The sequence below is a fragment of the Curtobacterium sp. 24E2 genome (assembly GCF_016925595.1).
GTDB lineage: Bacteria > Actinomycetota > Actinomycetes > Actinomycetales > Microbacteriaceae > Curtobacterium.
Window position 1 is genome coordinate 2,229,525 of the sequence record NZ_CP068987.1, and the last position, 23,522, is coordinate 2,253,046.

Annotated in this window: 22 protein-coding genes and 4 pseudogenes; 21 read left to right on the forward strand and 5 right to left on the reverse strand. The window is 71.4% G+C overall.

What is annotated here, in order from left to right; all coding sequences use genetic code 11:
• Window positions 1-64: 64 nt before the first annotated feature.
• Window positions 65-1,911 (forward strand): annotated as a pseudogene (gene lepA, locus JN350_RS11000) (translation elongation factor 4).
• Between the two features lie 7 nt (window positions 1,912-1,918).
• Here lepA and JN350_RS11005 read toward each other — a convergent pair.
• A complete protein-coding gene (locus JN350_RS11005; protein WP_205462231.1) occupies window positions 1,919-2,410 on the reverse strand; it encodes a hypothetical protein in 492 nt (163 codons plus the stop codon).
• 140 nt (window positions 2,411-2,550) lie between these two features.
• Here JN350_RS11005 and JN350_RS11010 point away from each other — a divergent pair, with 140 nt between their 5' ends.
• Window positions 2,551-3,198, forward strand: coding sequence for a DUF1990 family protein (locus JN350_RS11010; protein WP_111085748.1), 648 nt, complete (start codon window positions 2,551-2,553; stop codon window positions 3,196-3,198).
• Window positions 3,199-3,266: 68 nt separating this feature from the next.
• Here the strand turns inward: JN350_RS11010 and JN350_RS11015 are convergent, their stop codons facing one another.
• Window positions 3,267-3,515, reverse strand: coding sequence for an HAD family hydrolase (locus JN350_RS11015; RefSeq protein WP_205462232.1), 249 nt, complete (start codon window positions 3,513-3,515; stop codon window positions 3,267-3,269).
• Between the two features lie 170 nt (window positions 3,516-3,685).
• Here JN350_RS11015 and JN350_RS11020 point away from each other — a divergent pair, with 170 nt between their 5' ends.
• Both JN350_RS11020 and hemW read left to right on the forward strand, forming a co-directional pair.
• A complete protein-coding gene (locus JN350_RS11020; protein ID WP_205462233.1) occupies window positions 3,686-4,027 on the forward strand; it encodes a hypothetical protein in 342 nt (113 codons plus the stop codon).
• Window positions 3,987-5,226: pseudogene (hemW, locus tag JN350_RS11025) on the forward strand (radical SAM family heme chaperone HemW). The gene JN350_RS11020 and the pseudogene hemW overlap by 41 nt, the downstream one beginning before the upstream one ends.
• 9 nt (window positions 5,227-5,235) lie before the next feature.
• On the opposite strand, the gene JN350_RS11030 reads toward hemW, so the two are convergent.
• Window positions 5,236-5,643, reverse strand: coding sequence for a DUF4870 domain-containing protein (locus JN350_RS11030; protein ID WP_240347272.1), 408 nt, complete (start codon window positions 5,641-5,643; stop codon window positions 5,236-5,238).
• Window positions 5,644-5,731: 88 nt separating this feature from the next.
• Here JN350_RS11030 and hrcA point away from each other — a divergent pair, with 88 nt between their 5' ends.
• From hrcA to JN350_RS11105, 16 genes and pseudogenes are all read left to right on the forward strand, one after another.
• Window positions 5,732-6,754 carry a heat-inducible transcriptional repressor HrcA gene (gene hrcA, locus JN350_RS11035; RefSeq protein WP_205462234.1) on the forward strand — a complete coding sequence of 341 codons (1,023 nt, stop codon included), beginning with the start codon at window positions 5,732-5,734 and terminating at the stop codon, window positions 6,752-6,754.
• A gap of 49 nt (window positions 6,755-6,803) precedes the next feature.
• Window positions 6,804-7,916, forward strand: coding sequence for a molecular chaperone DnaJ (dnaJ, locus tag JN350_RS11040; protein WP_205462235.1), 1,113 nt, complete (start codon window positions 6,804-6,806; stop codon window positions 7,914-7,916).
• On the forward strand, window positions 7,916-8,653 hold the full coding sequence (locus tag JN350_RS11045; RefSeq protein WP_205462236.1) for a 16S rRNA (uracil(1498)-N(3))-methyltransferase: 738 nt from the start codon (window positions 7,916-7,918) through the stop codon (window positions 8,651-8,653). Before dnaJ ends, JN350_RS11045 begins: the two co-directional genes overlap by 1 nt.
• Window positions 8,654-8,693: 40 nt before the next feature.
• Entirely contained in the window at window positions 8,694-9,047 is a 354-nt protein-coding gene (locus JN350_RS11050) for a histidine triad nucleotide-binding protein (RefSeq protein ID WP_123292550.1), read from the forward strand.
• Between the two features lie 70 nt (window positions 9,048-9,117).
• Complete coding sequence (locus JN350_RS11055; RefSeq protein ID WP_240347722.1) at window positions 9,118-10,179, forward strand: PhoH family protein; 1,062 nt, start codon at window positions 9,118-9,120, stop codon at window positions 10,177-10,179.
• Entirely contained in the window at window positions 10,176-10,637 is a 462-nt protein-coding gene (gene ybeY / locus JN350_RS11060) for an rRNA maturation RNase YbeY (protein ID WP_111085740.1), read from the forward strand. The genes JN350_RS11055 and ybeY overlap by 4 nt, the downstream gene beginning before the upstream one ends.
• 3 nt (window positions 10,638-10,640) lie before the next feature.
• Window positions 10,641-11,960 (forward strand): hemolysin family protein, encoded by a 1,320-nt coding sequence (locus JN350_RS11065; RefSeq protein ID WP_205462238.1) that lies wholly within the window; start codon window positions 10,641-10,643, stop codon window positions 11,958-11,960.
• Window positions 11,957-12,895 carry a GTPase Era gene (gene era, locus JN350_RS11070; RefSeq protein WP_123292554.1) on the forward strand — a complete coding sequence of 313 codons (939 nt, stop codon included), beginning with the start codon at window positions 11,957-11,959 and terminating at the stop codon, window positions 12,893-12,895. Before JN350_RS11065 ends, era begins: the two co-directional genes overlap by 4 nt.
• 67 nt (window positions 12,896-12,962) lie before the next feature.
• A complete protein-coding gene (locus tag JN350_RS11075; RefSeq protein ID WP_240347273.1) occupies window positions 12,963-14,273 on the forward strand; it encodes a histidine kinase in 1,311 nt (436 codons plus the stop codon).
• On the forward strand, window positions 14,270-14,959 hold the full coding sequence (locus tag JN350_RS11080) for a response regulator (protein WP_205462239.1): 690 nt from the start codon (window positions 14,270-14,272) through the stop codon (window positions 14,957-14,959). The genes JN350_RS11075 and JN350_RS11080 overlap by 4 nt, the downstream gene beginning before the upstream one ends.
• A 111-nt stretch (window positions 14,960-15,070) precedes the next feature.
• The gene (locus JN350_RS11085; RefSeq protein ID WP_111085736.1) at window positions 15,071-15,823 is read left to right on the forward strand and encodes an ABC transporter ATP-binding protein; all 753 of its coding nucleotides are present in this window, start codon (window positions 15,071-15,073) and stop codon (window positions 15,821-15,823) included.
• Complete coding sequence (locus JN350_RS19435; RefSeq protein WP_240347274.1) at window positions 15,820-16,560, forward strand: FtsX-like permease family protein; 741 nt, start codon at window positions 15,820-15,822, stop codon at window positions 16,558-16,560. Before JN350_RS11085 ends, JN350_RS19435 begins: the two co-directional genes overlap by 4 nt.
• Window positions 16,561-16,784: 224 nt before the next feature.
• On the forward strand, window positions 16,785-17,219 hold the full coding sequence (locus JN350_RS20885) for an ABC transporter permease (RefSeq protein WP_461964420.1): 435 nt from the start codon (window positions 16,785-16,787) through the stop codon (window positions 17,217-17,219).
• A gap of 411 nt (window positions 17,220-17,630) precedes the next feature.
• Entirely contained in the window at window positions 17,631-19,406 is a 1,776-nt protein-coding gene (gene leuA, locus JN350_RS11095) for a 2-isopropylmalate synthase (RefSeq protein ID WP_205462241.1), read from the forward strand.
• A gap of 284 nt (window positions 19,407-19,690) precedes the next feature.
• Window positions 19,691-20,412, forward strand: a pseudogene (gene recO / locus JN350_RS11100) (DNA repair protein RecO); the annotation flags it as partial.
• A 122-nt stretch (window positions 20,413-20,534) separates the two neighbouring features.
• The gene (locus tag JN350_RS11105; protein WP_205462242.1) at window positions 20,535-21,332 is read left to right on the forward strand and encodes an isoprenyl transferase; all 798 of its coding nucleotides are present in this window, start codon (window positions 20,535-20,537) and stop codon (window positions 21,330-21,332) included.
• An 8-nt stretch (window positions 21,333-21,340) separates the two neighbouring features.
• Here JN350_RS11105 and JN350_RS20215 read toward each other — a convergent pair whose 3' ends face one another.
• Complete coding sequence (locus tag JN350_RS20215) at window positions 21,341-21,472, reverse strand: hypothetical protein (RefSeq protein ID WP_275897980.1); 132 nt, start codon at window positions 21,470-21,472, stop codon at window positions 21,341-21,343.
• Between the two features lie 101 nt (window positions 21,473-21,573).
• Window positions 21,574-22,347 (reverse strand): annotated as a pseudogene (locus JN350_RS20890) (LysR family transcriptional regulator); the annotation flags it as partial.
• A gap of 70 nt (window positions 22,348-22,417) precedes the next feature.
• Between JN350_RS20890 and JN350_RS11110 the strand changes: the two are divergent.
• On the forward strand, window positions 22,418-23,473 hold the full coding sequence (locus tag JN350_RS11110) for an aminotransferase class V-fold PLP-dependent enzyme (RefSeq protein WP_205462243.1): 1,056 nt from the start codon (window positions 22,418-22,420) through the stop codon (window positions 23,471-23,473).
• The last annotated feature ends 49 nt before the right edge of the window (window positions 23,474-23,522 follow it).

Genomic DNA, 23,522 nt, shown 5'->3' on the forward strand with positions numbered 1-23,522 from the left:
CCGTGCCTCCAGAGCGGGTGAAGCATGGGAGACTGGGCCGACCGTCCGACCCACCTGAGGAACCGTGAGCCCACAAGCATCCGCTCCGCTCGAGCCCGCCGCGACCCCGGCCGGCGCGATCCGCAACTTCTGCATCATCGCGCACATCGACCACGGCAAGTCCACGCTGGCCGACCGCATGCTGCAGATGACCGGCGTCGTCGAGGAGCGCGCGATGCGCGCGCAGTACCTCGACCGCATGGACATCGAGCGCGAGCGCGGCATCACGATCAAGTCGCAGGCCGTCCGCATGCCGTGGGAACTCGACGGTGAGACCTTCGCGCTCAACATGATCGACACCCCCGGGCACGTCGACTTCTCGTACGAGGTCTCCCGTTCCCTGGCGGCGTGCGAGGGTGCGATCCTGCTCGTCGACGCCGCCCAGGGCATCGAGGCGCAGACGCTGGCGAACCTGTACCTGGCGCTCGAGAACGACCTCGAGATCATCCCGGTCCTCAACAAGATCGACCTGCCGGCGGCCGAACCCGAGAAGTACGCGGCCGAGCTCGCGCAGCTCATCGGCGGCAAGCCGGAGGACGTCCTGCGCGTCTCCGGCAAGACGGGCGTCGGCGTCCCCGAGCCCTCGACCTGGTGGTCCGGCGCGTGCCGGCACCGGTCGGCGACGTCGAGGCCGCGCCGCGCGCCATGATCTTCGACTCGGTCTACGACAGCTACCGCGGGGTCGTGACCTACATCCGGATGATCGACGGCTCCATCAAGCCGCGCGAGAAGGTCCAGATGATGTCGACCAAGTCGACACACGAGATCCTCGAGATCGGGGTGTCGAGCCCCGAGCCGATCCCGACGAAGGGGCTCTCCGTCGGCGAGGTCGGCTACCTGATCACCGGCGTGAAGGACGTCCGCCAGTCCAAGGTCGGCGACACCGTCACGAGTGCGCAGAAGCCCGCGACCGACGCCCTGCCCGGCTACACGGACCCGAAGCCGATGGTGTTCTCGGGCCTGTACCCGATCGACGGGTCGGACTACCCGGACCTCCGCGACGCGCTCGACAAGCTCAAGCTCTCCGACGCGGCCCTGGTCTACGAGCCCGAGACCTCCGTGGCGCTCGGCTTCGGCTTCCGCTGCGGGTTCCTCGGGCTGCTCCACCTCGAGATCATCACCGAGCGGCTCTCGCGCGAGTTCGGCCTCGACCTCATCACGACCGCGCCCAGCGTGATCTACGAGGTCACGAACGAGGACAACTCCGTGACCGAGGTCACGAACCCGTCCGAGTTCCCCGGCGGCCGCATCGTCGAGGTCCGCGAGCCCATGGTCCGTGCGGCGATCCTCGCCCCGAAGGACTACGTCGGCGCGATCATGGAGCTGTGCCAGTCGCGCCGCGGCTCGCTGCTCGGCATGGAGTACCTCGGCGAGGACCGCGTCGAGATCCGCTACGAGATGCCCCTCGGCGAGATCGTGTTCGACTTCTTCGACCAGCTGAAGAGCAAGACGCAGGGTTACGCGTCGCTCGACTACGAGCCCATCGGCGACCAGGCGGCCGACCTCGTGAAGGTCGACATCCTGCTGCAGGGCGACCAGGTCGACGCGTTCAGCGCGATCGTGCACCGCGACAAGGCCTACGCCTACGGCACGCTGATGACCGAGCGGCTGCGCAAGCTCATCCCGCGCCAGCAGTTCGAGGTCCCGATCCAGGCGGCGATCGGCGCGCGGATCATCGCCCGCGAGAGCATCCGCGCGATGCGCAAGGACGTCCTGGCGAAGTGCTACGGCGGTGACATCACCCGCAAGCGCAAGCTCCTCGAGAAGCAGAAGGAGGGCAAGAAGCGCATGAAGACCATCGGCCGGGTCGAGGTCCCGCAGGAAGCCTTCATCGCCGCGCTCTCCGGCGACGTGGAAGAGAAGAAGAAGTAGCGACGGGTCAGCGGGTCCGAGCGGCCCGCGCCCGCAGCACGGCCAGGCAGAGGGCCGGGAGGCTCGCGGCGGCCAGTCCTGCCAGTGCGGTCCGCAGGATGACCAGCCCGGCGACCGCACCGAAGTCCGTCTGCTGGGTCGCGGCGATCCCGGACGCAACGGCCCCGAGGGCCAGGACGATCGTCACGGCGCCGAGCCACTGCGGCATCCGCGTGGCCCGGTGCCGCCGCACGGCGGACACGAGCGTGGCGCCGAACAGCAGGACCCCGGCTCCGGCGCAGCACGCGCCGACCGCCGCGATCGTGTTCGCGGTGTCGAAGCCGTCCCACTGCGCCGGCGGGACGGCGACGTAGCGAGCGGACGAGCCGATGCCGGCGGTGGTCGCGTCGACCAGGACACGCGCGAGTGCGGCGGCGCCGAAGGCGACGAGCGTGAGCGCGGCGAGCGTCGCGGTCCGACGGTCGACGGACCGCCAGGGCGCGGGGGTGGAGCGGGGCACGCTGCAACGATAGGGGCGGGGCGGGCCGGTGTCGGGCCTCCAGTTCGGGGTGCACGCGAACCGGACGACGCGGCCCGGGCGACGCGACCTGAGTGGTGATCGGTTCGATCCGACGGGGCGGGCGCAAGTAGGCTGGCGGCATGAGCATCCGCGGGAGTTACCGGACCGCCCTGACCTACGGCGCGGTGGGGGCGACCCAGGCGTCGGACCTCATGACGTACCCGCCCGAAGGGTTCACCCCCACCGAGTCGCGTGCCCGGATCGGGCACGGCGACCAGCGGTTCGAGACCGCGGTGACGCAGGCCCTGACGTGGCAGATCCAGGAGCGCAGCGGCATCCGCGTGCGCGTCGAGGAACAGCCCGACGACGACGAGGTCCGGTACAACCCGGTGACGTTCGACGACGACGGCGTCCCGATCGCCCCGGCCTCGATCGGCACGCCCCGGGTCGAGAAGTTCGCGCCCGACGGGACGCCGCTGGTGACCGCCGGCACGTCGGCGACGCTCACGATGCACGCCTTCGGGCGGACCGTGCAGGCGCCGGTGCGGGTCGTGTCGATCATCGACGAGCACGACCGCAAGGGCTTCGCGTACGGCACGCTCGAGGGGCACCCGCTCTCCGGCGAGGAGTCGTTCGTCGTCGAGCGCACCTCGGACGGATCCGTGTGGCTGCAGATCCGGCAGTTCTCGCAGCCGTCGAGTCGGAAGTGGCAGTTCGTCGCGCCGCTGCTGCGTCGGCAGCAGAAGGTGATGGCGGAGCAGTACCTGGCGGCGCTGCGGGGCGACTAGCGGCGTGCGCGTGCGAGCGTTTGCGCGCTTGCGGGCGCTTGCGCACTCGCGGGCGCTTGCGGGCTGGGTCAGCGCAGCGGCGGCAGCGCCGCGATGGCGTCCTCGATCAGCGCGGCGTCGACCCGGCAGTCCCGCGCGACCGTGACCGCGTTGGTGACCCGCAGCGCCTCGACGTCGAACACCCCGGTGGCGACCGCCAGGAAGGGGATGCCGGCGGCGTCCGCGGCCTCGCCGTCACGCGGGGTGTCGCCGACGATGACGGCGCGGGTGCCGGCGAGGTCCGCGGCCGCGCGGGTGGTGACGTCCGCGCGCTCCACCTCGGTGTCGCCGAAGTAGGAGTGGTCCCAGTCGAACAGGCCCTCGTCGAACCCGGCACCGGCCAGCTTGACGCGGGCGCGGTACTCGGAGTTGCCGGTGAGCAGGCCGTTCCGCCACCCGAGCTCCGCGAAGCGGGTGAGCAGCGCGGTGGCACCGGGGACGGGGACCGGTGGTCGCCCGAGGCGTGCCGCTCGGCGGTGAGGTCGCGCAGGTGCCTGCTGACCGTCGGGATGATCGTGTCCTCGAACGCGTGGGCACGGACGTGCTCCGCGATGAGCCCGGCATCGGTCCGACCGTGCTGGTGCCCGACGCGCAGGGTGAGGTCGCGGCCCACCGCACGCTCGAGCGCGAGGTGGTAGAGGTTGCCCGGGGACGACGCGTTCATCACGAGGGTGCCGTCGATGTCCCACAGGACCGTGGTGGGGACGGGGTGGTGCTCCATGCGTCCATCATGACGGACAATGGACTCCATGCCGAGTGCTCTCCCGATCGCCGATCCGGCACCCGCTGACGGGCTGATCGTGCCGCGAGCCGCGGCGGCCTCCGCCGCCGGTTCCGACCCGGCGGCCGTGCCGTTCGGGGTCTACGTCCACGTGCCGTTCTGCCGGGTGCGCTGCGGCTACTGCGACTTCAACACGTACACGGCGTCCGAGCTCCGCGGCGTGCGACGCGACGACTACGCCGGCCACGCCGTGCGGGAGATCGAGTGGGCCGCGACCGTGCTCGACCGCTCCGGCGTTCCGCGTCGTCCGGTCTCGACCGTGTTCTTCGGCGGCGGGACCCCGACCATGCTGCCCGCGTCCGACCTGGCGATGATCCTGCGGGCCATCGGCGACACGTGGGGGATCCTGCCCGGCGCCGAGGTCACGACCGAGGCGAACCCGGACTCGGTCGACGCGTCCTCGTTGCAGACGCTGCGCGAGGGCGGTTTCAACCGGATCAGCTACGGCATGCAGTCGGCCGTCCCGCACGTCCTCGCGACCCTCGACCGCACGCACGACCCGTTGCGCGTGCCGGTCGTCGTCGACCTCGCGAAGCAGCAGGGCCTCGACGTCTCCCTCGACCTCATCTACTCGACGCCGGGGAGTCCCTCGACGACTGGCGCACCTCGCTCGACGCCGCCCTGGCGTGCGCGCCCGACCACGTCTCGGCCTACTCGCTCATCGTCGAGGACGGCACCGCGATGGGCCGCATGGTGGCACGCGGGGAGCTCCCGCGCCCGACGACGACCTGGCAGCCGACATGTACGAGCTCGCCGACCAGGTGCTCGGCGACGCCGGGTACTCCTGGTACGAGGTGTCGAACTGGGCGCGTGGCGACGCGCACGCGAGTCGCCACAACCTGTCCTACTGGAAGGGCCACGACTGGTGGGGCGTCGGCCCCGGCGCCCACTCGGCGGTCGCCGGCACGCGCTGGTGGAACGTCAAGCACCCGGCCGCCTACGCGAACCGGGTGCTGTCCGGCGAGTCGCCGGCCGCCGGGCGCGAGGTCATCGACGACGAGACCCGCTACGTCGAGCGCTTGCTCCTCGCCGCGCGGGTCCGCGGGGAACTCGCGACGAGCGAGATCCGCCAGGAGGCCCGTGGCCGGGTCGCGGGACTCATCGCACGCGGTCTCGTGGACGGGTCGGCCGCGGTGCGGGGACGCATCGACCTGACCCTGCAGGGTCGCCTGCTCGCCGACGCGGTGGTGCGGGAGCTGCTCGACTGACGCTGCTCGCTACTGCTTGATGAACTCGATCGACAGGGGGTAGCGGTAGAACTGCCCCTGGTTCGCCGCGACGGCCGCCAGGATGCCGAAGACGATCGTCAGGACGGCGACGATCGGGAACAGCAGCGCTCCGATGAACACCACGGTCAGGACGCCGCACGCGACGTACGCGATCGCCACGGTGATGTGGAAGTTCAGTGCGACCCGGGTGTGCTCGCGGATGAAGGCGCCGCGGTCGCGCAGCACCAGGTACGCCACGAGCGGGGCGACGAAGTTGAAGAAGATCCCGCCGATGTGCGTCAGCGTGGCCCAGAGGCGCTGGTCCTCCGGGCTCATCGGCTGCGGCGGGGTGTACCCGCTCGGGTACTGGGGTCCGTTCGGGTTCTGCGGGCCACCGGGCTGCTGTCCGTAGGTCATGCCGGAAGCGTATCGGGGGTGCAGTCGTGCGGGCGTAGGATCAGCAGTCGACACGTCCGAGTGCCAGGTCGACTAGGAAGGAGCGCTCGTGGTCAGTGAACGCAGCCTCGAGGTCCTGAAGGCGATCGTGCGCGACTACGTGGCATCTCGCGAACCGGTCGGCTCCAAGACGATCGTCGAGCGGCACGCCTTCGGCGTCAGCGCCGCCACGATCCGCAACGACATGGCCCTGCTCGAGGACGAGCAGCTCATCGTCGCCCCGCACACCTCGTCCGGGCGCGTGCCGACCGACAAGGGCTACCGGCTGTTCGTCGACCACCTGGCCGCAGCCCGGCCGCTCACGAGCGCCCAGCGACACGCCATCGAGACCTTCCTCGGCGCCCCGAACGACCTCGACGAGGTCCTCGGCCGCACCGTGCGCCTGCTCAGCCAGCTCACGAACCAGGTCGCCCTGGTGCAGTACCCCTCGATGGTGCGCGCCCGGGTGCAGCACGTCGAGCTGGTGCGACTCGGCGACGCCCGGCTGATGGTCGTGCTCATCACCGACACCGCCCGGGTCGAGCAACGCGTCGTCGAGACCGACGTCGCGCTCGACGAACCGCTGCTGACCGAACTCCGCACCGTGCTGAACGGCGCGGCCGTGGGGCTCCTGCTGCAGGACGTGCCCACCGCGCTCCGTGCGGTGCCGCAACAGCTCCGGCCCGAAGCCCAGGCGCTCGGCGGGGTCGTCGTGGCCACCCTCATCGAGCAGGTCGCAGCGAACCGGCAGGACCGCCTGGTGATGGCCGGCGCCGCCAACCTGGCGAAGAGCGAGCAGGACTTCTCCGGCGGCCTCTTCCCGGTGCTCGAAGCGATCGAGGAACAAGTCACCCTGCTCCGGTTGTTCGGGGAGATGCAGGTGGACGACATCGCGGTGGCGGCCAGCATCGGCGTCGAGAACGCCGAGTACGGGCTCGACGCCACGAGCATCGTCGCCGGCGGGTACCTCGCCGGTGGCGGCGAGGTGGCACGTCTGGGTGTCCTGGGACCGACCCGGATGGACTACGGCACGAACATGGCGGCCGTCCGGGCCGTCGCACGGTACCTGTCCAAGCTCTTGGGCGAACACTGATCGACCGCAACACCGACCGACCGACCGAACACAACCGACTGAGGGATACGTGGCAGACCACTACGACGTCCTCGGCGTCCAGCGAGACGCCTCCGATGCCGACATCAAGAAGGCCTACCGCCGGCTGGCGCGTGAGCTCCACCCGGACGTGAACCCTGCTCCAGAGGCAGCCGAGCGGTTCAAGGACGTCACGCACGCGTTCGACGTCCTGAGCGACCCGGAGCAGCGGCGCCGGTACGACGCCGGGCCCCAGGCCGACAGTCCCTTCGGTGGCGGCGCCGGCGGGTTCAGCGACATCTTCGACGCCTTCTTCGGCGGCGGTGGCGGCGGCGGTCGGGGCAGTGGTCCCCGCAGCCGTGCCGAGCGCGGGCAGGACGCCCTGCTCCGCATCGACGTCGACCTCGACGAGGTCGTCTTCGGCACCCACAAGGACGTCGAGGTCGACACCGCCGTCCTGTGCGAGACCTGTCACGGCTCGTGCTGTGCGCCCGGCACCAGCCCGCGCACCTGCGACATCTGCGGCGGGTCCGGCAACATCCAGCGCCAGGTCCGCTCGCTGCTGGGCAACGTCGTGACGAGCGCCCCGTGCGGCACGTGCCGCGGCTACGGCACCGTCATCCCGAGCCCCTGCCCGACCTGCCAGGGTCAGGGCCGCGTCCGCGCCCGTCGCACCGTGCCGGTCGACGTCCCCGCCGGCGTCGACTCGGGCCTGCGTCTGCAGATGCCCGGCCAGGGCGAGGTCGGACCCGCCGGTGGTCCCTCCGGCGACCTGTACCTGGAGATCCGGGTGCGGCACGACGACGTCTTCAGCCGCGACGGCGACGACCTGCTCGCCACGCTCGAGGTCGCGATGACCGATGCGGTGCTCGGCACGACGACGACGATCGACGGACTCGACGGTCCCGTCGAACTCGAGATCCGTCCGGGGGTGCAGAGCGCCGACGTCCTGGTGATCAAGGACCGCGGCATCACGAAGCTGCGCGGGAGCGGCCGCGGCGACCTCCGGGTCGGCGTGCAGGTCGTCACCCCGACGAAGCTGTCGCACAAGGAACGTCAGCTCGTCGAGCAGCTCGCGAAGTCGCACAAGGCCTCGGCTCCGCAGCTCGCCCGGTTCCAACAGGGCATGTTCGGCAAGCTCCGCGACCGCTTCTTCAACTTCTGATGGCATCGCTCTACGTCGTGGAGTCGCTCGACGGTGTCGCCGTCGGTGGCTCCGTGACGCTCGACGGGCCAGAGGGGCGGCACGCCGTCACCGTCTCGCGCGTGCGGGTCGGCGAGACGCTGCGGCTCTCGGACGGACGGGGGACCGTCGTGTCCGGTGCGGTGGACTCCGTCGACCGCGACTCGCTGGTGTTGTCCGTGGCATCGCTGTCCGTCGATCAGCTGCCGGTCCCGTCGCTGACGCTCGTGCAGGCCCTCGCCAAGGGCGGTCGCGACGAGATGGCGGTCCAGGCGTCGACGGAGATCGGTGTCGACCGGATCGTGCCGTGGTCCGCCGCACGCAGCGTCTCCCGGTGGGAGGGCCCGAAGGTCGAGAAGGGCCGGTCGCGCTGGACGGCCATCGCGCACGAGGCCGCGAAGCAGGCGATCCGGTCACGGGTGCCCGAGGTCGGGCCGCTCGTCACGACGGCGCAGCTCGTCCCCGCGCTCGGGGCCGGTGCCGCAGTGCTCGTGCTCGACCCCACCGCGACCGTGCGGCTCGCGACGTGGGAACCGACGGCGGACCTCGACGAGATCGCCCTCGTGGTGGGGCCGGAGGGTGGCATCGACGGCTCCGAACTCGACCGGCTCGAGGCCGCGGGAGCGATCAGGGTCCGGCTCGGTGACAGCGTGCTGCGGACCTCGACCGCCGGTCCCGCGGCACTCGCGATCCTGCAGGCCGGACTCGGGCGCTGGTGAGGGAAGGCCCGAGGTCGGTCCTGCGTTCTACGATGGAGTCATGAGCACCAGCACGCCCAGCGTCTTCAGCAAGATCATCGCGCGCGAGATCCCGGCGACCGTCGTCGCCGAGGACGACCGCGTGATCGCGATCGAGGACATCGCCCCGAAGGCACCCGTCCACGTGTTGGTGATCCCGAAGACCGAGCAGTACGCGAACGTCGCCGAACTCGCGGCCGGTGACCCCGACCTCCTCGCCCACCTGGTCGCCACCGCGCAGCGCATCGCCGACGAGCGCGCCGGCGGCCAGTTCCGTCTCGTCTTCAACACCGGCGAAGCCGCCGGTCAGACCGTGTTCCACGTGCACGCGCACGTACTCGCAGGTGAACTGCAGGAAGGCACCCTTGCCGGCTAACGAACCAGCACAGCCCACCACCGACGACGGCCAGGTCGTCTCCGTCGCCCTCCAGGTCGACGGCATCGCCATGGTCCAGCTCCTCGGTCCCCAGGACCGCCTGCTGAAGACCGTCGAACGGCAGTACCCGGGCGTCAAGGTCGTCGTCCGCGGCAACGAGGTCACGCTCAACGGGCCCGAGCGCGAGGTCGCGCGGGCGAAGGCGCTCGTCGACGAACTCGTCGGCATGGTCAAGCGCGGGCAGGACATCGGCCCGTCGGACATCCCGATGTCGGCACGGATCCTCGACGACGACCGCAAGCCGTCCGACACCTTCGGCACGCCGATCGTGTCGAGCCGCGGCAAGTCCGTGCGGCCGAAGACCGACGGGCAGCGCGCCTACGTCGATGCCATCGACGAACACACCATCACGTTCGGCATCGGCCCCGCCGGCACCGGCAAGACGTACCTGGCGATGGCGAAGGCCGTGCAGGCCCTGCAGCGGCGTGAGGTCACCCGGATCATCCTGACCCGTCCCGCGGTCGAGGCCGGCGAGCGGCTCGGGTTCCTGCCGGGCACGCTCACCGACAAGATCGACCCGTACCTGCGGCCGCTGTACGACGCCCTGAACGAGATGATGGACCCCGAGCTGGTCCCGAAGCTGCTGGCTGCGGGCACGGTCGAGGTCGCGCCGCTCGCCTACATGCGCGGCCGGACGCTCAACGACTCGTTCGTCGTCCTCGACGAGGCGCAGAACACGACGCCAGAGCAGATGAAGATGTTCCTGACCCGTCTCGGGTTCGGCTCGAAGATGGTCGTGACGGGTGACATCACCCAGGTCGACCTGCCGGGCAACGTGTCCGGCCTCCGGCTCGTGACGCGGATCCTCGAGACGGTCGAGGACATCCACTTCGCCCGTCTCGGCAGCGAGGACGTCGTGCGGCACACGCTCGTCGGTCGCATCGTCGACGCGTACACCGTCTACGACGAGGAACGCCTCGCCGAGCAGGCCGGTCACCGTCCCGGTGGCCGGGGAACCGCGCCGGTCGGCAACCCCGACGGCGCCAACCGTGCCGAGCGCCGTGGTCGGCCGCCGCAGGACCGCCAGCGACCCCCGTACCCCCAGAACGACGCCCGAGGAGGCAACCGGTGAGCATCGAGCTCAACAACGAGTCCGGGGTCGAGGTGGACGAGGCAGCCATCCAGCGCCTCGCCGCGTTCGCCCTCGACGCGATGCACGTGCACGCGGACGCCGAACTCGCGATCGTCCTGGTCGACGAGGGCGCGATGGAGCAGTTGCACGTGCGGTGGATGGACGAGCCCGGCCCCACCGACGTCCTGAGCTTCCCGATGGACGAACTCCGACCGGGCACCGAAGAGGACCCCACCCCCGCCGGCCTGCTCGGCGACATCGTGCTCTGCCCGCAGGTCGCCGAGGAACAGGCGAAGACCGCCGGGCACTCGAGCACCGACGAGATGCTGCTGCTCACCTGCCACGGCATCCTGCACCTGCTCGGGTTCGACCACGCCGAACCCGACGAGAAGGCCGAGATGTTCGGACTGCAGGGCGAGATCCTGACGGCCTTCGCGGCCCAGCGCCGGGGTCGGTAGCCGATGCTCGTCGTCGTCGGTCTGCTCGCGGTCGCGCTCGGGCTCGTCGTGCTCGGCGGGCTCCTCGCCGCGAGCGACGCCGCGCTCTCCGTGGTGTCCCGTGCCGACCTCGACGAGATCGCCCGCGGCAACAAGCGTCGTCGTGCGCTCGAGGCGATCGCGGACGACGTCGGCGCGCACGTCAACGCCCTGAACTTCTTCCGCGTGCTCGCCGAGACCGCCGCGGCCGTGCTCGTCACGATCGCCCTGGTGCGGGCGTTCGACAGCTGGTGGGTGGCGCTCATCGTCTCGGCCGCGATCATGACGGCCGTGTCGTTCGTGCTCGTCGGGTCGAGTCCGCGCAGTGTCGGACGGGCGCACGCCGAACGGCTGCTGGCGTCCACCGGCGGCCTGGTCCGTGCCGTTCGGATCGTGCTCGGTCCGCTCGCCGGCCTGCTCGTCCGGATCGGTGACCGCGTGACCCCGGGCCGCGGCCGCAGCGCCTCCACGGTGTCGAGCGAAGAACAACTGCTGTCCCTCGTCGACGAGGCCACCGAGAGCAACGTGCTCGAGGACGAGGACCGCGAGCTCATCCACTCGGTCTTCGAGTTCAGCGACACCCTCGTGCGCGAGGTGATGGTGCCGCGCACCGACATGCTCACCGTCGACGGCTCGGACACGCTCGCCGCGGGCATGGAGCAGTTCCTGGCCGCCGGGGTGTCCCGCATGCCCGTCACGGGCAAGGACAGCGACGACGTCCTCGGCGTCCTGTACCTGCGTGACGTGTCGCGGGCGCTGTACGAGCGTCCGGGGTCCGGCAGCGAGCGGGTCACCCGGCTGCTGCGCCCGGCCGAGTTCGTGCCGGAGTCGAAGGCCGCCGACGACACCCTGCGGCACATGCAGGTCGCGAAGAACCACCTCGTCCTGGTCGTCGACGAGTACGGCGGCGTCGCCGGTCTCGTCACGATGGAGGACCTCATCGAAGAGCTCGTCGGGGACATCTCCGACGAGTACGACCGCGCCGTGGTCGACCGGGTCGAGGTCGAGCCCGGCCTCTGGCGCATCTCGGCCCGACTGCCCGTCGACGAGCTCGGCGACCTGTTCGGCATCGAGCTCGACGACGACGACGTCGACACCGCCGGCGGCCTGCTCACCAAGGAGCTCGGCCACCTGGCGGTCTCCGGGGACACCGTCACGGTGTCCGGCGTCGTCCTGACGGCCGACCGCGTCGAGGGCAAGCGCCGCCACCTCATCACCGTGCTCGCCGAACGCACCAACGCCCTCGCGGGTGTCGAGGACGCCTTCGACGACGCCACCACCACGACGGGAACCCCGCACGCATGACCGACTCCGACTCCACCCCCACCGCCTCGGGCAAGCCCTACCGCGCGGGCTTCGTCTCGTTCGTCGGGCGTCCGAACGTGGGCAAGTCCACGCTGACGAACGCGCTGGTGGGCCAGAAGGTCGCGATCACCTCGTCGAAGCCGCAGACCACCCGTCGTGCGATCCGCGGCATCGTGCACCGGCCCGACGGCCAGGTCATCATCGTCGACACCCCGGGCGTGCACCGTCCCCGCACCCTGCTCGGCGAGCGGCTCAACGACCTGGTGCAGTCCACCCTCGGTGACGTCGACGTCATCGGGTTCTGCGTGCCCGCCAACGAGCCGATCGGTCCGGGCGACCGCTTCATCAACGACACCCTCGACCAGTACCCGCGGGCCAAGAAGGTCGCGATCGTCACGAAGATCGACCGCACCTCGAAGGACAAGGTCGGCGAGCAGCTGCTGGCCGTCTCCAGGCTCCGCGACTGGGACTCGATCATCCCGACGTCCGGCACGAAGGGCCTGCAGCTCGAGGACCTCCTCGGCGAGATCACCTCGCTGCTGCCGGAGTCGCCCCAGCTGTACGACTCGTCGGCCGTGACCGAGGAGACCGACGAGGAACGCATCAGCGAACTCATCCGCGAAGCCGCGCTCGAGGGCGTCCGCGACGAACTGCCGCACTCGCTCGCCGTCGTGATCGAGGACATCGTCGAGCCGGACGAGGACGACGACGCCGACGGGCCGCTGCGCATCTTCGCGAACCTGTTCGTCGAGCGCGACAGCCAGAAGGCGATCGTCATCGGCCACAAGGGCGAGCGACTGAAGGACGTCGGCTCCCGCGCCCGCGTCGAGATCGAGTCGCTGCTCGGCGGTCGCCACGTGTACCTCAACATCCGTGTGAAGGTCGCCAAGGAGTGGCAGCGTGACCCCAAACAGCTCGGACGCCTCGGTTTCTGAGCGTCCGGCGGCAGGAGTCATCCACACGAGGGACGCGCCCGTGAGCCGAGCGCCGTACCGTGGACGCGTGTTCCGTCCCATGCTGCGCGCGCAGGTCATCACCGACGTCGTCATCGCCGTGGTGCTCGGCTCGCTCGTGCTGATCACCTCGGCGCGGGGCATGGACTCCCCGCTCGCGGTCGTCACGGTCGTCGGCATGACCGCTGCGCTCGCGCTCCGACGGCTGTCGCCCGGACTCGCGCTGGCCGTCGCCTGGGTGTTCGCGGTCTTCGAGATGGTCACGGGTCAGATGCCCGACCTGTCGAACGCCTTCATCGCCGCGGTGCTCTACACGACGAGCGCATACGGCAGTCGGCGGGTGCGCCTGGCTGGACTCGTCTCGGCGATCGTCGGGTCCGTCACCGCGGCCCTCTACATCGGCGTCGACGACTACCGCAACCGGTTGACGATCGAGACCGCGTCGACCCCGTTCCAGGAATCGGTGCAGGTCACGATCTCCTACTTCGCGGTCGTCCTGCTCCTGTTGCTCCTGCCGTGGTTGGCGGGACTCGTGGTCCGCACCCGCCGGTCGGCGAGCATGAGCCGCGAGGCCCAGCTGCTCGCCGAGCGCGACGCCGCCCGAGCCGACCGAGCGGTCGCGGTCGAACAGGAGCGCGTGCGCATCGCCCGCGACATGCACGACATCGTCGCGCACTCGCTCGCGGTCGTCATCGCCCAGGCGGACGGAGCCCGCTACGCGCTGAAGGCCGACCCCGCCGTTGCCGACCAGGCCCTCGGCACCATCTCGACCACCGCACGCCGGGCCCTCGGCGACGTCCGCGAGCTCCTCGGTGCACTGCGGCACGAGCAGGGGACCGTCCCGACGCCCGAGATCGACGACATCGACCGGCTCGTCGGCGAGATGCGCCAGGTCGGCCTCGACGTCCGGGTCGAACGCGAGGGCGACCCGACCGGCCTCCCCACCACGACGCAGCTCGCGGTGTACCGGATCGTGCAGGAGAGCCTCACGAACGCCTACAAGCACGGTGAACCCGGCACCCCGGTGCACGCATCGCTGACCTACCGCCCGGACACCGTCGAGATCGCGGTGGTGAACCGGCGCGCCGACGACGGCACCCGGGGTCCCGGCACCGGGCACGGCCTGGTCGGCATGCGCGAGCGTGCCACCATGACCGGCGGCACGATGACCGCCGGGGTCCGCGGCCCCGACTTCGAGGTCGCCGTCCGCATGCCTGCCGTCCCCGCGAGCGGGCAGATGCCCCGCGGGCTGACCGTATCGGCCGCGACCCCGACCGCGAGCCGGGTCGCGAGCCCGACCGCCGAGTCGACCCCCGCCCCGACCACCAGTCCGACCGAGCAGGAGCGCACCGCCCGATGACCACCACCCCGCCGGCCGACGGCCGCATCCGCGTCGCACTCGTCGACGACCAGGCACTCTTCCGTACCGGCATCCGGATGCTCATCGGCTCCCAGCCCGACCTGCACTTCGTGGGCGAGGCGGGCGACGGTGCCGAGGGCGTCGAACTCGTCCGGCGCACTCGACCGGACGTCGTGCTCATGGACGTCCGGATGCCCGTGATGGACGGCATCACGGCGACCGCGCACATCGTCGAGCAGGCCGGCACCGACGGCGCCAAGGTGCTCGTGCTGACCACGTTCGACTTCGACGAGGCCGCGGCGAAGGCCATCCGAGCCGGGGCGAGCGGCTTCGTGCTCAAGGACGCCGACCCCGAGTTCCTGCTCGCCGCCGTGCGGACCGTCCACGCCGGCACAGCGGTCTTCGCGGCCTCGGCGACACGGGAACTCCTGCGGCGGTACGACGACTCCGTCGAGCAGGCCGCGACCGTGCCGGCGACGTTCGACGACCTCACCCCGCGCGAGCGCGAGATCTTCGACCTGGCGGCCCGCGGCTTCAGCAACAGCGAGATCGCGCAGCACGAGTACGTCAGCGAGGCGACCGTGAAGACCCACATCTCGCGCGTCCTGACGAAGCTCGGACTCCGTGACCGCGTGCGCCTCGTCGTGTTCGCACACGAGCACGGGCTGGTGGGCAAGGCCGACTGACGGACGTCATCCGATCGGATGACCCGTCCACAGGAAGTCGAGCCGAGCGGCTCATCCACAGGAGCCGCCCGACGGACGCGGGGCGGGCCTCCTGGCCGTCATGGTTGGTGCATGACCACCAGCCACGCTCCGATCATCCGACTCGACCACGTGTCCAAGCACTACGGCGACGCCGCGCGTCGCGTGACGGCGCTCGACGACGTCAGCGTCGACATCGGCGCGGGGGAGTTCACCGCCGTGATGGGGCCGTCCGGGTCCGGCAAGTCGACGCTCATGCACGTCGCCGCGGGCCTCGACGCGGTGTCCGCGGGCCGCATCGAGATCGACGGGGTCGACATCACGGGGCTCGGTGACAAGGACCTGACCGAGCTCCGTCGCCGCCGGCTCGGGTTCGTGTTCCAGTCGTTCAACCTGGTGCCGACGCTCGACGTCAGCGAGAACATCCGGCTGCCGTTCCTGCTCGGCGGGCACAAGCCGTCGAAGGACGAGAGCGCGTGGATCGACCGCCTGGTCGACCAGCTCGGACTCGGCAACCGGCTGTCGCACCGCCCGCACCAGCTGTCCGGCGGGCAGCAGCAGCGCGTCGCCATCGCCCGGGCGCTCGCCTCGCGGCCGGCGGTCGTCGTCGCCGACGAGCCGACCGGTGCCCTCGACTCACGCACCGGCCGTGACGTGCTCGCGATCCTGCGCGGGGCCGTGCAGGAGTGGGGTCAGAGCGTCGTCATGGTGACGCACGACCCCGTCGCCGCCGCCAACGCCGACCGGATCCTGTTCCTCGCCGACGGCCGGGTCGTCGCCGACCGCCCGGCGATGGACGCCGGCGCGATCTCCACCACGATGCTGGGGATGGAGGCGGCAGCGTGAACGGCGTCCGCTCCTTCGCCCCCACCGTGCTGGTCGCCGCGCTCGGCACCACCTTCGGCTCAGCCCTCGTCATCGCCCCGGGCATCGTGACCGAGGCGCTCGGCGCCGCCGGGCTCGCCGACCTCGGGCCGGTCAGGGCGATCCTGTCCGTCGTCGGGTGGCTGTTCCTCGGCATCGCGCTGTACGTCGGCGCGATCGTCACCGCCAACACCTGCGCGACCCTCATCGCCGGGCAGACCCGCATCATCGCGCTGCAGCGACTCGTCGGTGCCACCGGCGCCACGCTCCGGGCCCGGATCACCCGGACCGGACTGGTCGTCGGGGTACTCGGCGGACTGATCGGCGCCGTCGTGGGCACCGGGCTGTCGGCGCTGTTCGTGGTCGTCCTGCGCGGCAACGGGTTCCTGCCCGACACCGACTACACGCTCCTGCCGTGGAGCTCCCTCTGCCGGTCGTCGCCGTGGTCCTGGCGACCTGGGGAGCGTTCGCAGCTGGGTCCCGCCGGGTGCTCACCGTCACCCCGCTCGAGGCGCTGTCCTCGAGCGTCGAACCGAGCCACGACGACGTCCGCTCCGGCACCGCGCGCAAGGTCTGGGCCATCGTGCTCATGGCCGGCGGTGCCGCGCTCATGCTCATCGGGCTCGCGGTCAGCGCGAGTTCGCCGATCGCGGTGCTGCCGGCTGCCCTCGGCGGGTTCGTGTCGTTCGCCGGCGTCGCCGTCGGAGCGACCATCGTGATGCCGCCGGTGCTGCAGCTCATCGGCCGGATCGGCTCGCACGACCCCGTCGTCCTGCTCGCCGGCCGCAACGCCATGCGAGCGCCGGGCCGCTCCTCGCGGGCGACGATCGGGCTCGTCATCGGCGTCACCCTGCTCGTCACCTTCGCCGTCGCACTGGGGATCATGCAGCACGTGCTCGAGGCCCAGCTCGAGGGCATGGGGCAGGGCCAGATGACGACCGAGATGGTGCAGGCGCAGCGCGACTTCTTCGTGCAGCTGAACGCCGTCGTCAGCGTCATCGTCGGGTTCTCCGCCGTGATCGCCGCCGTCGGGGTCGTCAACGCGCTGGCACTCGGGGTCCTGCAGCGCCGACGCGAGCTGGGGCTGCTGCGGGTGCTCGGCCTCACCGGGGCGCAGGTGCGCCGGATGATCGTGACCGAGGCCGTGCAGATGGTCGTCGCGGCCGTCGTCTCGGGACTCGTGCTCGGCACCTTCTACGGCTGGGTCGGCGGTCAGACGCTGCTCGGGTCGCTCGGCACCCCGGTCACGCCTGTGCTGCCGCCCCTCACCATCGGGATCGTGGTCATCGGGGCGCTCGTGCTCGCGGTCGTCGCGACGATCGCCCCGGTGCGGCGCGCGATGCGCGTGCCCCCGACCGAGGCGCTCGCGGTCGACTGACGCGGCGCTCTGGTCGCGCCACGCGACGGACGGGAGGCACGGTGCCAGCTGGCACCGTGCCTCCCGTCCGTCGTTGCGTGCGTCCACCACCGCCGCGTCCGCGCCCGCGCCCGCGCCAGCGCCCCCGCCCGCCACGCCGCTCGCGGTCGCCGAGGTTCCACGATCCGCACTTCTCGGCGGCGCTGACGTCGATCCGTGGAACCTCGGCGACCGACCGGCGGCATGTCGTGACCACTCGGGCGCCGAGCACCGAAGCGCTTGTCACACAGCAGCCCGCCGGTGCTACCGTGGACTCGATGTACTCGGCACTCCTCCTCCTTCGCTGCCGCGACGAGGCCTGACACACCGGCCCACCTCGTCGCGGAGTCCGTCGTGGCCGCCCTCACCCAGAGCACACGAAAGCGACGAACGATGCAGAACACGCAGCAGCCCTCCGGGATGCCGATCCACAAGTACGTCCCCTTCCACGAACAGATCTCGGTCGAACTGCCCGATCGCACCTGGCCGACGAAGCGCATCGAGCGGGCCCCGCGCTGGTGTGCGGTCGACCTGCGGGACGGCAACCAAGCCCTCATCGACCCGATGGACGCCGAGCGCAAGCGCGCCATGTTCGACCTGCTCGTCGGCATGGGCTACAAGGAGATCGAGGTCGGGTTCCCGAGCGCCTCGCAGACCGACTTCGACTTCGTCCGCAGCCTGATCGACGAGGGCGCGATCCCCGACGACGTCACCATCCAGGTGCTGACCCAGGCGCGCGAGCACCTCATCCAGCGCACGTACGAGGCGATCGACGGCGCGAAGCAGGCCATCGTCCACCTGTACAACTCGACGTCGATCGTGCAGCGCGAGGTCGTGTTCCGCACCGACGTGCAGGGTGTCGTCGACATCGCGGTGGCCGGCGCGACGCTGTGCAAGGCGGCCGAGGCGACGCTGCAGCACGACACGACGGTCTACTACGAGTACTCACCGGAGTCCTACACGGGCACCGAGCTCGAGGTCGCGCTGCAGATCTGCAACGCCGTGCTCGAGGTCTTCGAGCCCACCCCCGACCGCAAGGTCATCATCAACCTGCCGGCCACCGTCGAGATGGCGACGCCGAACGTCTACGCCGACTCGATCGAGTGGATGTCGCGCAACCTCGCGCACCGCGAGGATGTCATCCTGTCGCTGCACCCGCACAACGACCGCGGCACCGCCGTCGCCGCCGCCGAGTTGGGCTACATGGCCGGCGCGGACCGCATCGAGGGCTGCCTCTTCGGCAACGGTGAGCGCACCGGCAACGTCGACCTCGTCGCGCTGGGCATGAACCTGTTCACGCAGGGCATCGACCCGGAGATCTCGTTCGCGGACATCGACCAGGTGAAGCGCACCGTCGAGTACTGCAACCAGCTGCCGGTGCCGGAGCGTCAGCCGTGGGCGGGCGACCTCGTCTACACGGCGTTCAGCGGCTCGCACCAGGACGCCATCAACAAGGGCTTCGAGGCGATGAAGGCCAAGGCCGCCGCCGCGGGCAAGGACATCGACGAGATCGAGTGGGCGGTGCCGTACCTGCCCGTCGACCCGAAGGACATCGGCCGGTCGTACGAGGCCGTCATCCGCGTGAACTCTCAGTCCGGCAAGGGTGGCGTCGCCTACCTGCTCAAGACCGACCACGCCCTCGACCTGCCCCGGAAGCTGCAGATCGAGTTCTCCGGCGTCGTGCAGCGGCACACCGACACCGAGGGCGGCGAGTTCTCGTCGCAGCGCATCTGGGACGTGTTCCAGGACGAGTACCTGCCCGCCTCGACCGACGACGACAAGTGGGGCCGGTACGAGCTCACCAAGACCGCGACCTCGAGCGACTTCGACGGCACGACCTCGCTGTCGGTCGCACTCCGCGTCGACGAAGGCTCCGTCACCGCCGACGCCGTGGGCACCGGTCCGATCGATGCGTTCCTCAAGGTCCTCGCCGAGCAGGGCGTCCAGGTCACGCTGTACGACTACTCGGAGCACACGATGAGCGCCTCCGGTGACGCCAAGGCGGCGTCGTACGTCGAGCTCGACGTCGATGGCGTGCGCCTGTGGGGCGTCGGCATCGACGCCGACATCTCGACGGCCTCGCTCAAGGCGATCGTGTCCGCGGTGAACCGCGCAGTGCGCGCGGGTGCTGCGGCCGGCGCCGACTCGCCGGAGCTCGTCTCCGCCTGAGACGCCGCCAGGCCGGGAGGCTCCCCACCGGGCACGGCCTGATCGCCGCTGGCGCGTCGACCAGGTATCGGCCGGCGTGGGCCCAGGTGCGGGCTGGACTCGCACCGCGCCTCCCGTCTGCGCCCGGTCTTTCCCCCGTCACGCGCGATGGCAAGTCGAATCGGGCGTACCTGGTCGTTTCTTCCGACCAGGTACGCCCGATTCCGCTCGGTACACCTGCGCGAGCTGCGCGCGCTGCGCGCGCAGCGCGCGCCGCTGTCGGCGGGGCGGGGGATACTGGGGGCATGCCGCTGTACCGGGACGAGTGCGTCGTGTTGCGCACCCACAAGCTCGGGGAAGCCGACCGCATCGTCACCATGCTCTCGCGGCAGCACGGCAAGATCCGCGCGGTCGCCAAGGGTGTGCGGCGGACCGCGTCGAAGTTCGGCAGCCGGCTCGAGCCGTTCATGGTCGTCGACGCCCAGTTCTACGAGGGCCGCTCGCTCGACATCGTCACGCAGGCCGAGTCGCTCGGGGCCTACGGGGCGCAGATCGTCGCCGACTACGGCGCGTACACGGCCGCCAGCGCGATGGTCGAGACCGCCGACCGCCTGAGCGAGGCCGACGCCGGACTGCAGCAGTACCTGTTGCTCGTCGGCGCGCTGCGGTCGCTGTCGCGCGGTGAGCACCACTCCAGCGCCACGCTCGACTCCTACCTGCTCCGTGCGATGAGCATCGCGGGGTGGGCGCCCTCGTTCAGCGACTGTGCGGTCACGGGGAGCCCGGACCGCACTCTGCCTTCGTGGTGCAGCTCGGCGGGGTCGTCGCAGATCGCGCTGCGCCTCCCGGCACGCCGCGGCTCGACCCGGCGACCCTCGGCGTGCTCGGTTCGCTGCTCGCCGGCGACTGGGCGAGCGTCGACGCCACCGACGAGCGGACCCGGTCACGGGCCTCCGGCGTGGTCGCGGCCTACGCCCAGTGGCACCTGGAACGATCGCTCCGGTCCCTGCCGCACGTCGACCGCTCCGAGCACCCGCTCCCCGTGCCCCAGACCCACGACGGACCCGAGGCGACGGCACGCGCGGTGGCCTCCACCCCGGCACCCGCCGTCCCCGAGCCCGATCCCGCTGTCGAAGGAACCCCCACCGCATGAGCCCCCGCCGCCCCGACGACGCCGAGCCGTTCCGCCCGATCGACTGGACCGGGGAGATGCCCCCGCCGATCCCGGCCCGGTTCGTGCCGGACCACGTCGCGATCGTGATGGACGGCAACGGCCGGTGGGCCAACGGCCGCGGGCTCACCCGGATCGAAGGGCACAAGGCGGGCGAGGCCTCGCTGCTCGACGTCGTCGCCGGCGGGATCCAGATCGGTGTCAAGCACATCTCGGCGTACGCGTTCTCGACCGAGAACTGGAAGCGTTCGCCCGAAGAGGTTCGGTTCCTGATGGGCTTCAACCGCGACGTGATCCGTCGTCGGCGCGACCAACTGAACGAGTGGGGCGTCAAGGTGCGGTGGGCCGGACGCCGTCCTCGGCTGTGGCGGAGCGTCATCGACGAGCTCGACCGTGCCGAGCAGATGACCGCGGGCAACGACGTGCTCACCCTGACGATGTGCGTCAACTACGGCGGCCGGAACGAGATCGTCGACGCCGTGCGGGGGATGGCGGAGGAGGTCGCCGCCGGACGCCTGAAGCCGAGCCAGGTCACCGAGAAGGCCCTGGCGAAGCGGCTCTACGTGCCCGAGATGCCCGACGTCGACCTGTTCCTGCGGAGTTCTGGGGAGCAGCGCACGAGCAACTTCCTGCTGTGGCAGTCGGCGTACGCCGAGATGGTGTTCCTGGACCGCCTGTGGCCGGACTTCCGGCGCACCGACCTGTGGGGCGCGATCGAGGAGTACGCACGCCGCGACCGTCGCTACGGCGGCGCGGTCGACGCCCCGACGGCGTAGCGGAACCATCAGCCGGGCAGCGGCCCGTCGAGCAGGTGTGCCGCCGACCGCACCGCGTCCAGGGCCGCACGGACACTCGGGACGCGGTCGGCCCCTCGGGCGACGACGACCTCGACCCGTCGGGCCAGGTCGTCGTCCACGGGGTCGACCCGGACCTCGGCGGGGATGACCGTCGTCGCGAGCGCCAGCCGGGGAGCAGGGCCACGCCGAGTCCGACGGCGACGAGTCCCACCACCGCAGCCGCGTTGTCGGTCTCGAGCACGATGTCCGGGGTGAACCCGGCGGTCGCGCACGAGGCGAGCAGGTGGCCGCGACACCTGGGGCAGCCGCCGATCCAGCGGGCATCGCGGTGCGACGCGAGGTCCACGGCGCGGGAGCCGGCACTGGAGCCCGTGCCACCGGCGTCCACGGCACCGGCGTCCACGGCACCGCCGCCCGGGCCTCCGGACGGTGTCACCAGGGCGAGCGGATCCCGCCCGAGTGCCCGCGTGACGAGCCCGGGGTCCGGGGCGGACCCGACCTCGTCGCCGACGTAGGTGAAGGTCAGGGCGACGTCGACCTCCCCGCTCCGCAGCAGGTCGAGCGCCTCGGGCGGTTCGACCTCGACGTACGAGGTCGTCACGCCCGGAGCCGTCGAGGCCAGCCGGGCGAGCACCGCGGGCACGAGGGCCGAGGACGCGCTCGGGAACCCGGCGAGGCGCACTCGGCCGCGGGTCAGGCCTCCGACGGCGTCGAGGTCCTCGCGCGCGGCGGTCAGTGCGGCCTGCACGTGCAGGGCGTGGTCCGCGAGCACCCGACCGGCGTCCGTCAGCGTGGCACCGCGACCGCCGCGACCGCCGCGACCGTCCTGCCCGGACCGCAGCACCAGGGTGTGCCCGAGTCGCCGTTCGGCCCGGGCGAGCAACTGGCTCACCGCGGGTTGGCTCGACCCGAGTGCTGCGGCGGCGCGGGTGATCGAGCCGCCGTCGGCCACGGCGCGGAGGACCCGGAGCAGCTGGGGGTCGATGTCGTCCATCACACGATGTTATCGGCTGCACAACGAACTCGGCCTGGTGTGATGGGGCACGAGCCGGGACGCTGTCCGCATGGACTCCTTCCCCGCTGGCCGTGGTTACCTCGCGGCGTGCACCGCCGGTCTGCCGACCCGGGCCACGCTCGCCGCCCAGCGGGCCGACCTCGACGCGTGGTCCCGCGCCGAGACCTCGCCGGCCCACTACGGAGCGTTGGTCGAGGAGGGCCGCGCGTTGTTCGCCGCCCTCATCGGGGTGCCGGTGACCCACGTGGCGACCGGCTCGCAGACCTCGGTGATGGCCGCGGTCGTCGCCGACGCCCTGCCGGACGGTGCCGAGGTGGTCGTCCCCGACGGCGACTTCAGCTCGGTCGTCTTCCCGTTCCTCGCCCAGGCGCACCGTGGCGTACGCGTCCGGCACGTCCCGCTCGACCGGCTCGCCACGTCCGTCGGGTCCGATACCGCCCTCGTCGCGTGGTCCGCCGTGCAGTCCGCCACCGGCGCCGTCACGGACCCCCACCCGGTGGTCGCCGCCGCCCGGCGGGTCGGCGCCCTCACCCTCTGCGACCTCACGCAGGCAGCCGGTGTCCTGCCCGTCGACGCCGCACTGTTCGACGTGACGCTCACGCACGCCTACAAGTGGCTCTGCGCGCCGCGCGGCGTCGCCTTCATGACGCTCTCCGACACCGCCCTCGGTCGGCTCCGCCCGGTCCAGGCCGGCTGGTACGCCGGCGCGGACGTCTGGTCGTCCTGCTACGGCCCCGACATGCGTCTGGCCGACGACGCCCGTCGCTTCGACGTCTCGCCGGCCTGGCAGGCGTGGCCCGGTGCCGTGGCCGCGCTCGAGCACGCGGTCGCGCTCGACCAGCAGGCGGTCTGGAGGCACGCCACCGGTCTCGCGGACCGGCTGTGCGACGCCCTCGGGTCGCCTCGGCAGGGCGACGGGCAGGCGATCGTGACGTTCGCGGACGCCGACGGGTCGGCCCTCCGGGCACTCACCGCCGCCGGGATCACCGCGTCGGGGCGTGCCGGGCGACTCCGGATCGCGTTCCACCTGTGGAACGACGAGGTGGACGTGACCGACGTGGCGGACGTGCTGGTCGGGGTGGCACCCGCCGCGTCGCGATCGTGAGGGCGCACGGCGGACGCAGGGCGGGCCTCCTGGGCCACGAACGCCGGTA

What these genes read in the sequence shown, in the direction of transcription:
- JN350_RS11010 (WP_111085748.1), top strand. Translation starts at nt 2,551, where the DNA reads ATGAGCATCCGCGGGAGTTACCGGACCGCCCTGACCTACGGCGCGGTG.
- JN350_RS11030 (WP_240347272.1), bottom strand. Translation starts at nt 5,643, where the DNA reads ATGACCTACGGACAGCAGCCCGGTGGCCCGCAGAACCCGAACGGACCC.
- JN350_RS11045 (WP_205462236.1), top strand. Translation starts at nt 7,916, where the DNA reads ATGGCATCGCTCTACGTCGTGGAGTCGCTCGACGGTGTCGCCGTCGGT.
- JN350_RS11050 (WP_123292550.1), top strand. Translation starts at nt 8,694, where the DNA reads ATGAGCACCAGCACGCCCAGCGTCTTCAGCAAGATCATCGCGCGCGAG.
- JN350_RS11055 (WP_240347722.1), top strand. Translation starts at nt 9,118, where the DNA reads ATGGTCCAGCTCCTCGGTCCCCAGGACCGCCTGCTGAAGACCGTCGAA.
- JN350_RS11065 (WP_205462238.1), top strand. Translation starts at nt 10,641, where the DNA reads ATGCTCGTCGTCGTCGGTCTGCTCGCGGTCGCGCTCGGGCTCGTCGTG.
- era (WP_123292554.1), top strand. Translation starts at nt 11,957, where the DNA reads ATGACCGACTCCGACTCCACCCCCACCGCCTCGGGCAAGCCCTACCGC.
- JN350_RS11080 (WP_205462239.1), top strand. Translation starts at nt 14,270, where the DNA reads ATGACCACCACCCCGCCGGCCGACGGCCGCATCCGCGTCGCACTCGTC.
- JN350_RS11085 (WP_111085736.1), top strand. Translation starts at nt 15,071, where the DNA reads ATGACCACCAGCCACGCTCCGATCATCCGACTCGACCACGTGTCCAAG.
- JN350_RS20885 (WP_461964420.1), top strand. Translation starts at nt 16,785, where the DNA reads ATGGTGCAGGCGCAGCGCGACTTCTTCGTGCAGCTGAACGCCGTCGTC.
- leuA (WP_205462241.1), top strand. Translation starts at nt 17,631, where the DNA reads ATGCAGAACACGCAGCAGCCCTCCGGGATGCCGATCCACAAGTACGTC.
- JN350_RS11105 (WP_205462242.1), top strand. Translation starts at nt 20,535, where the DNA reads ATGAGCCCCCGCCGCCCCGACGACGCCGAGCCGTTCCGCCCGATCGAC.
- JN350_RS11110 (WP_205462243.1), top strand. Translation starts at nt 22,418, where the DNA reads ATGGACTCCTTCCCCGCTGGCCGTGGTTACCTCGCGGCGTGCACCGCC.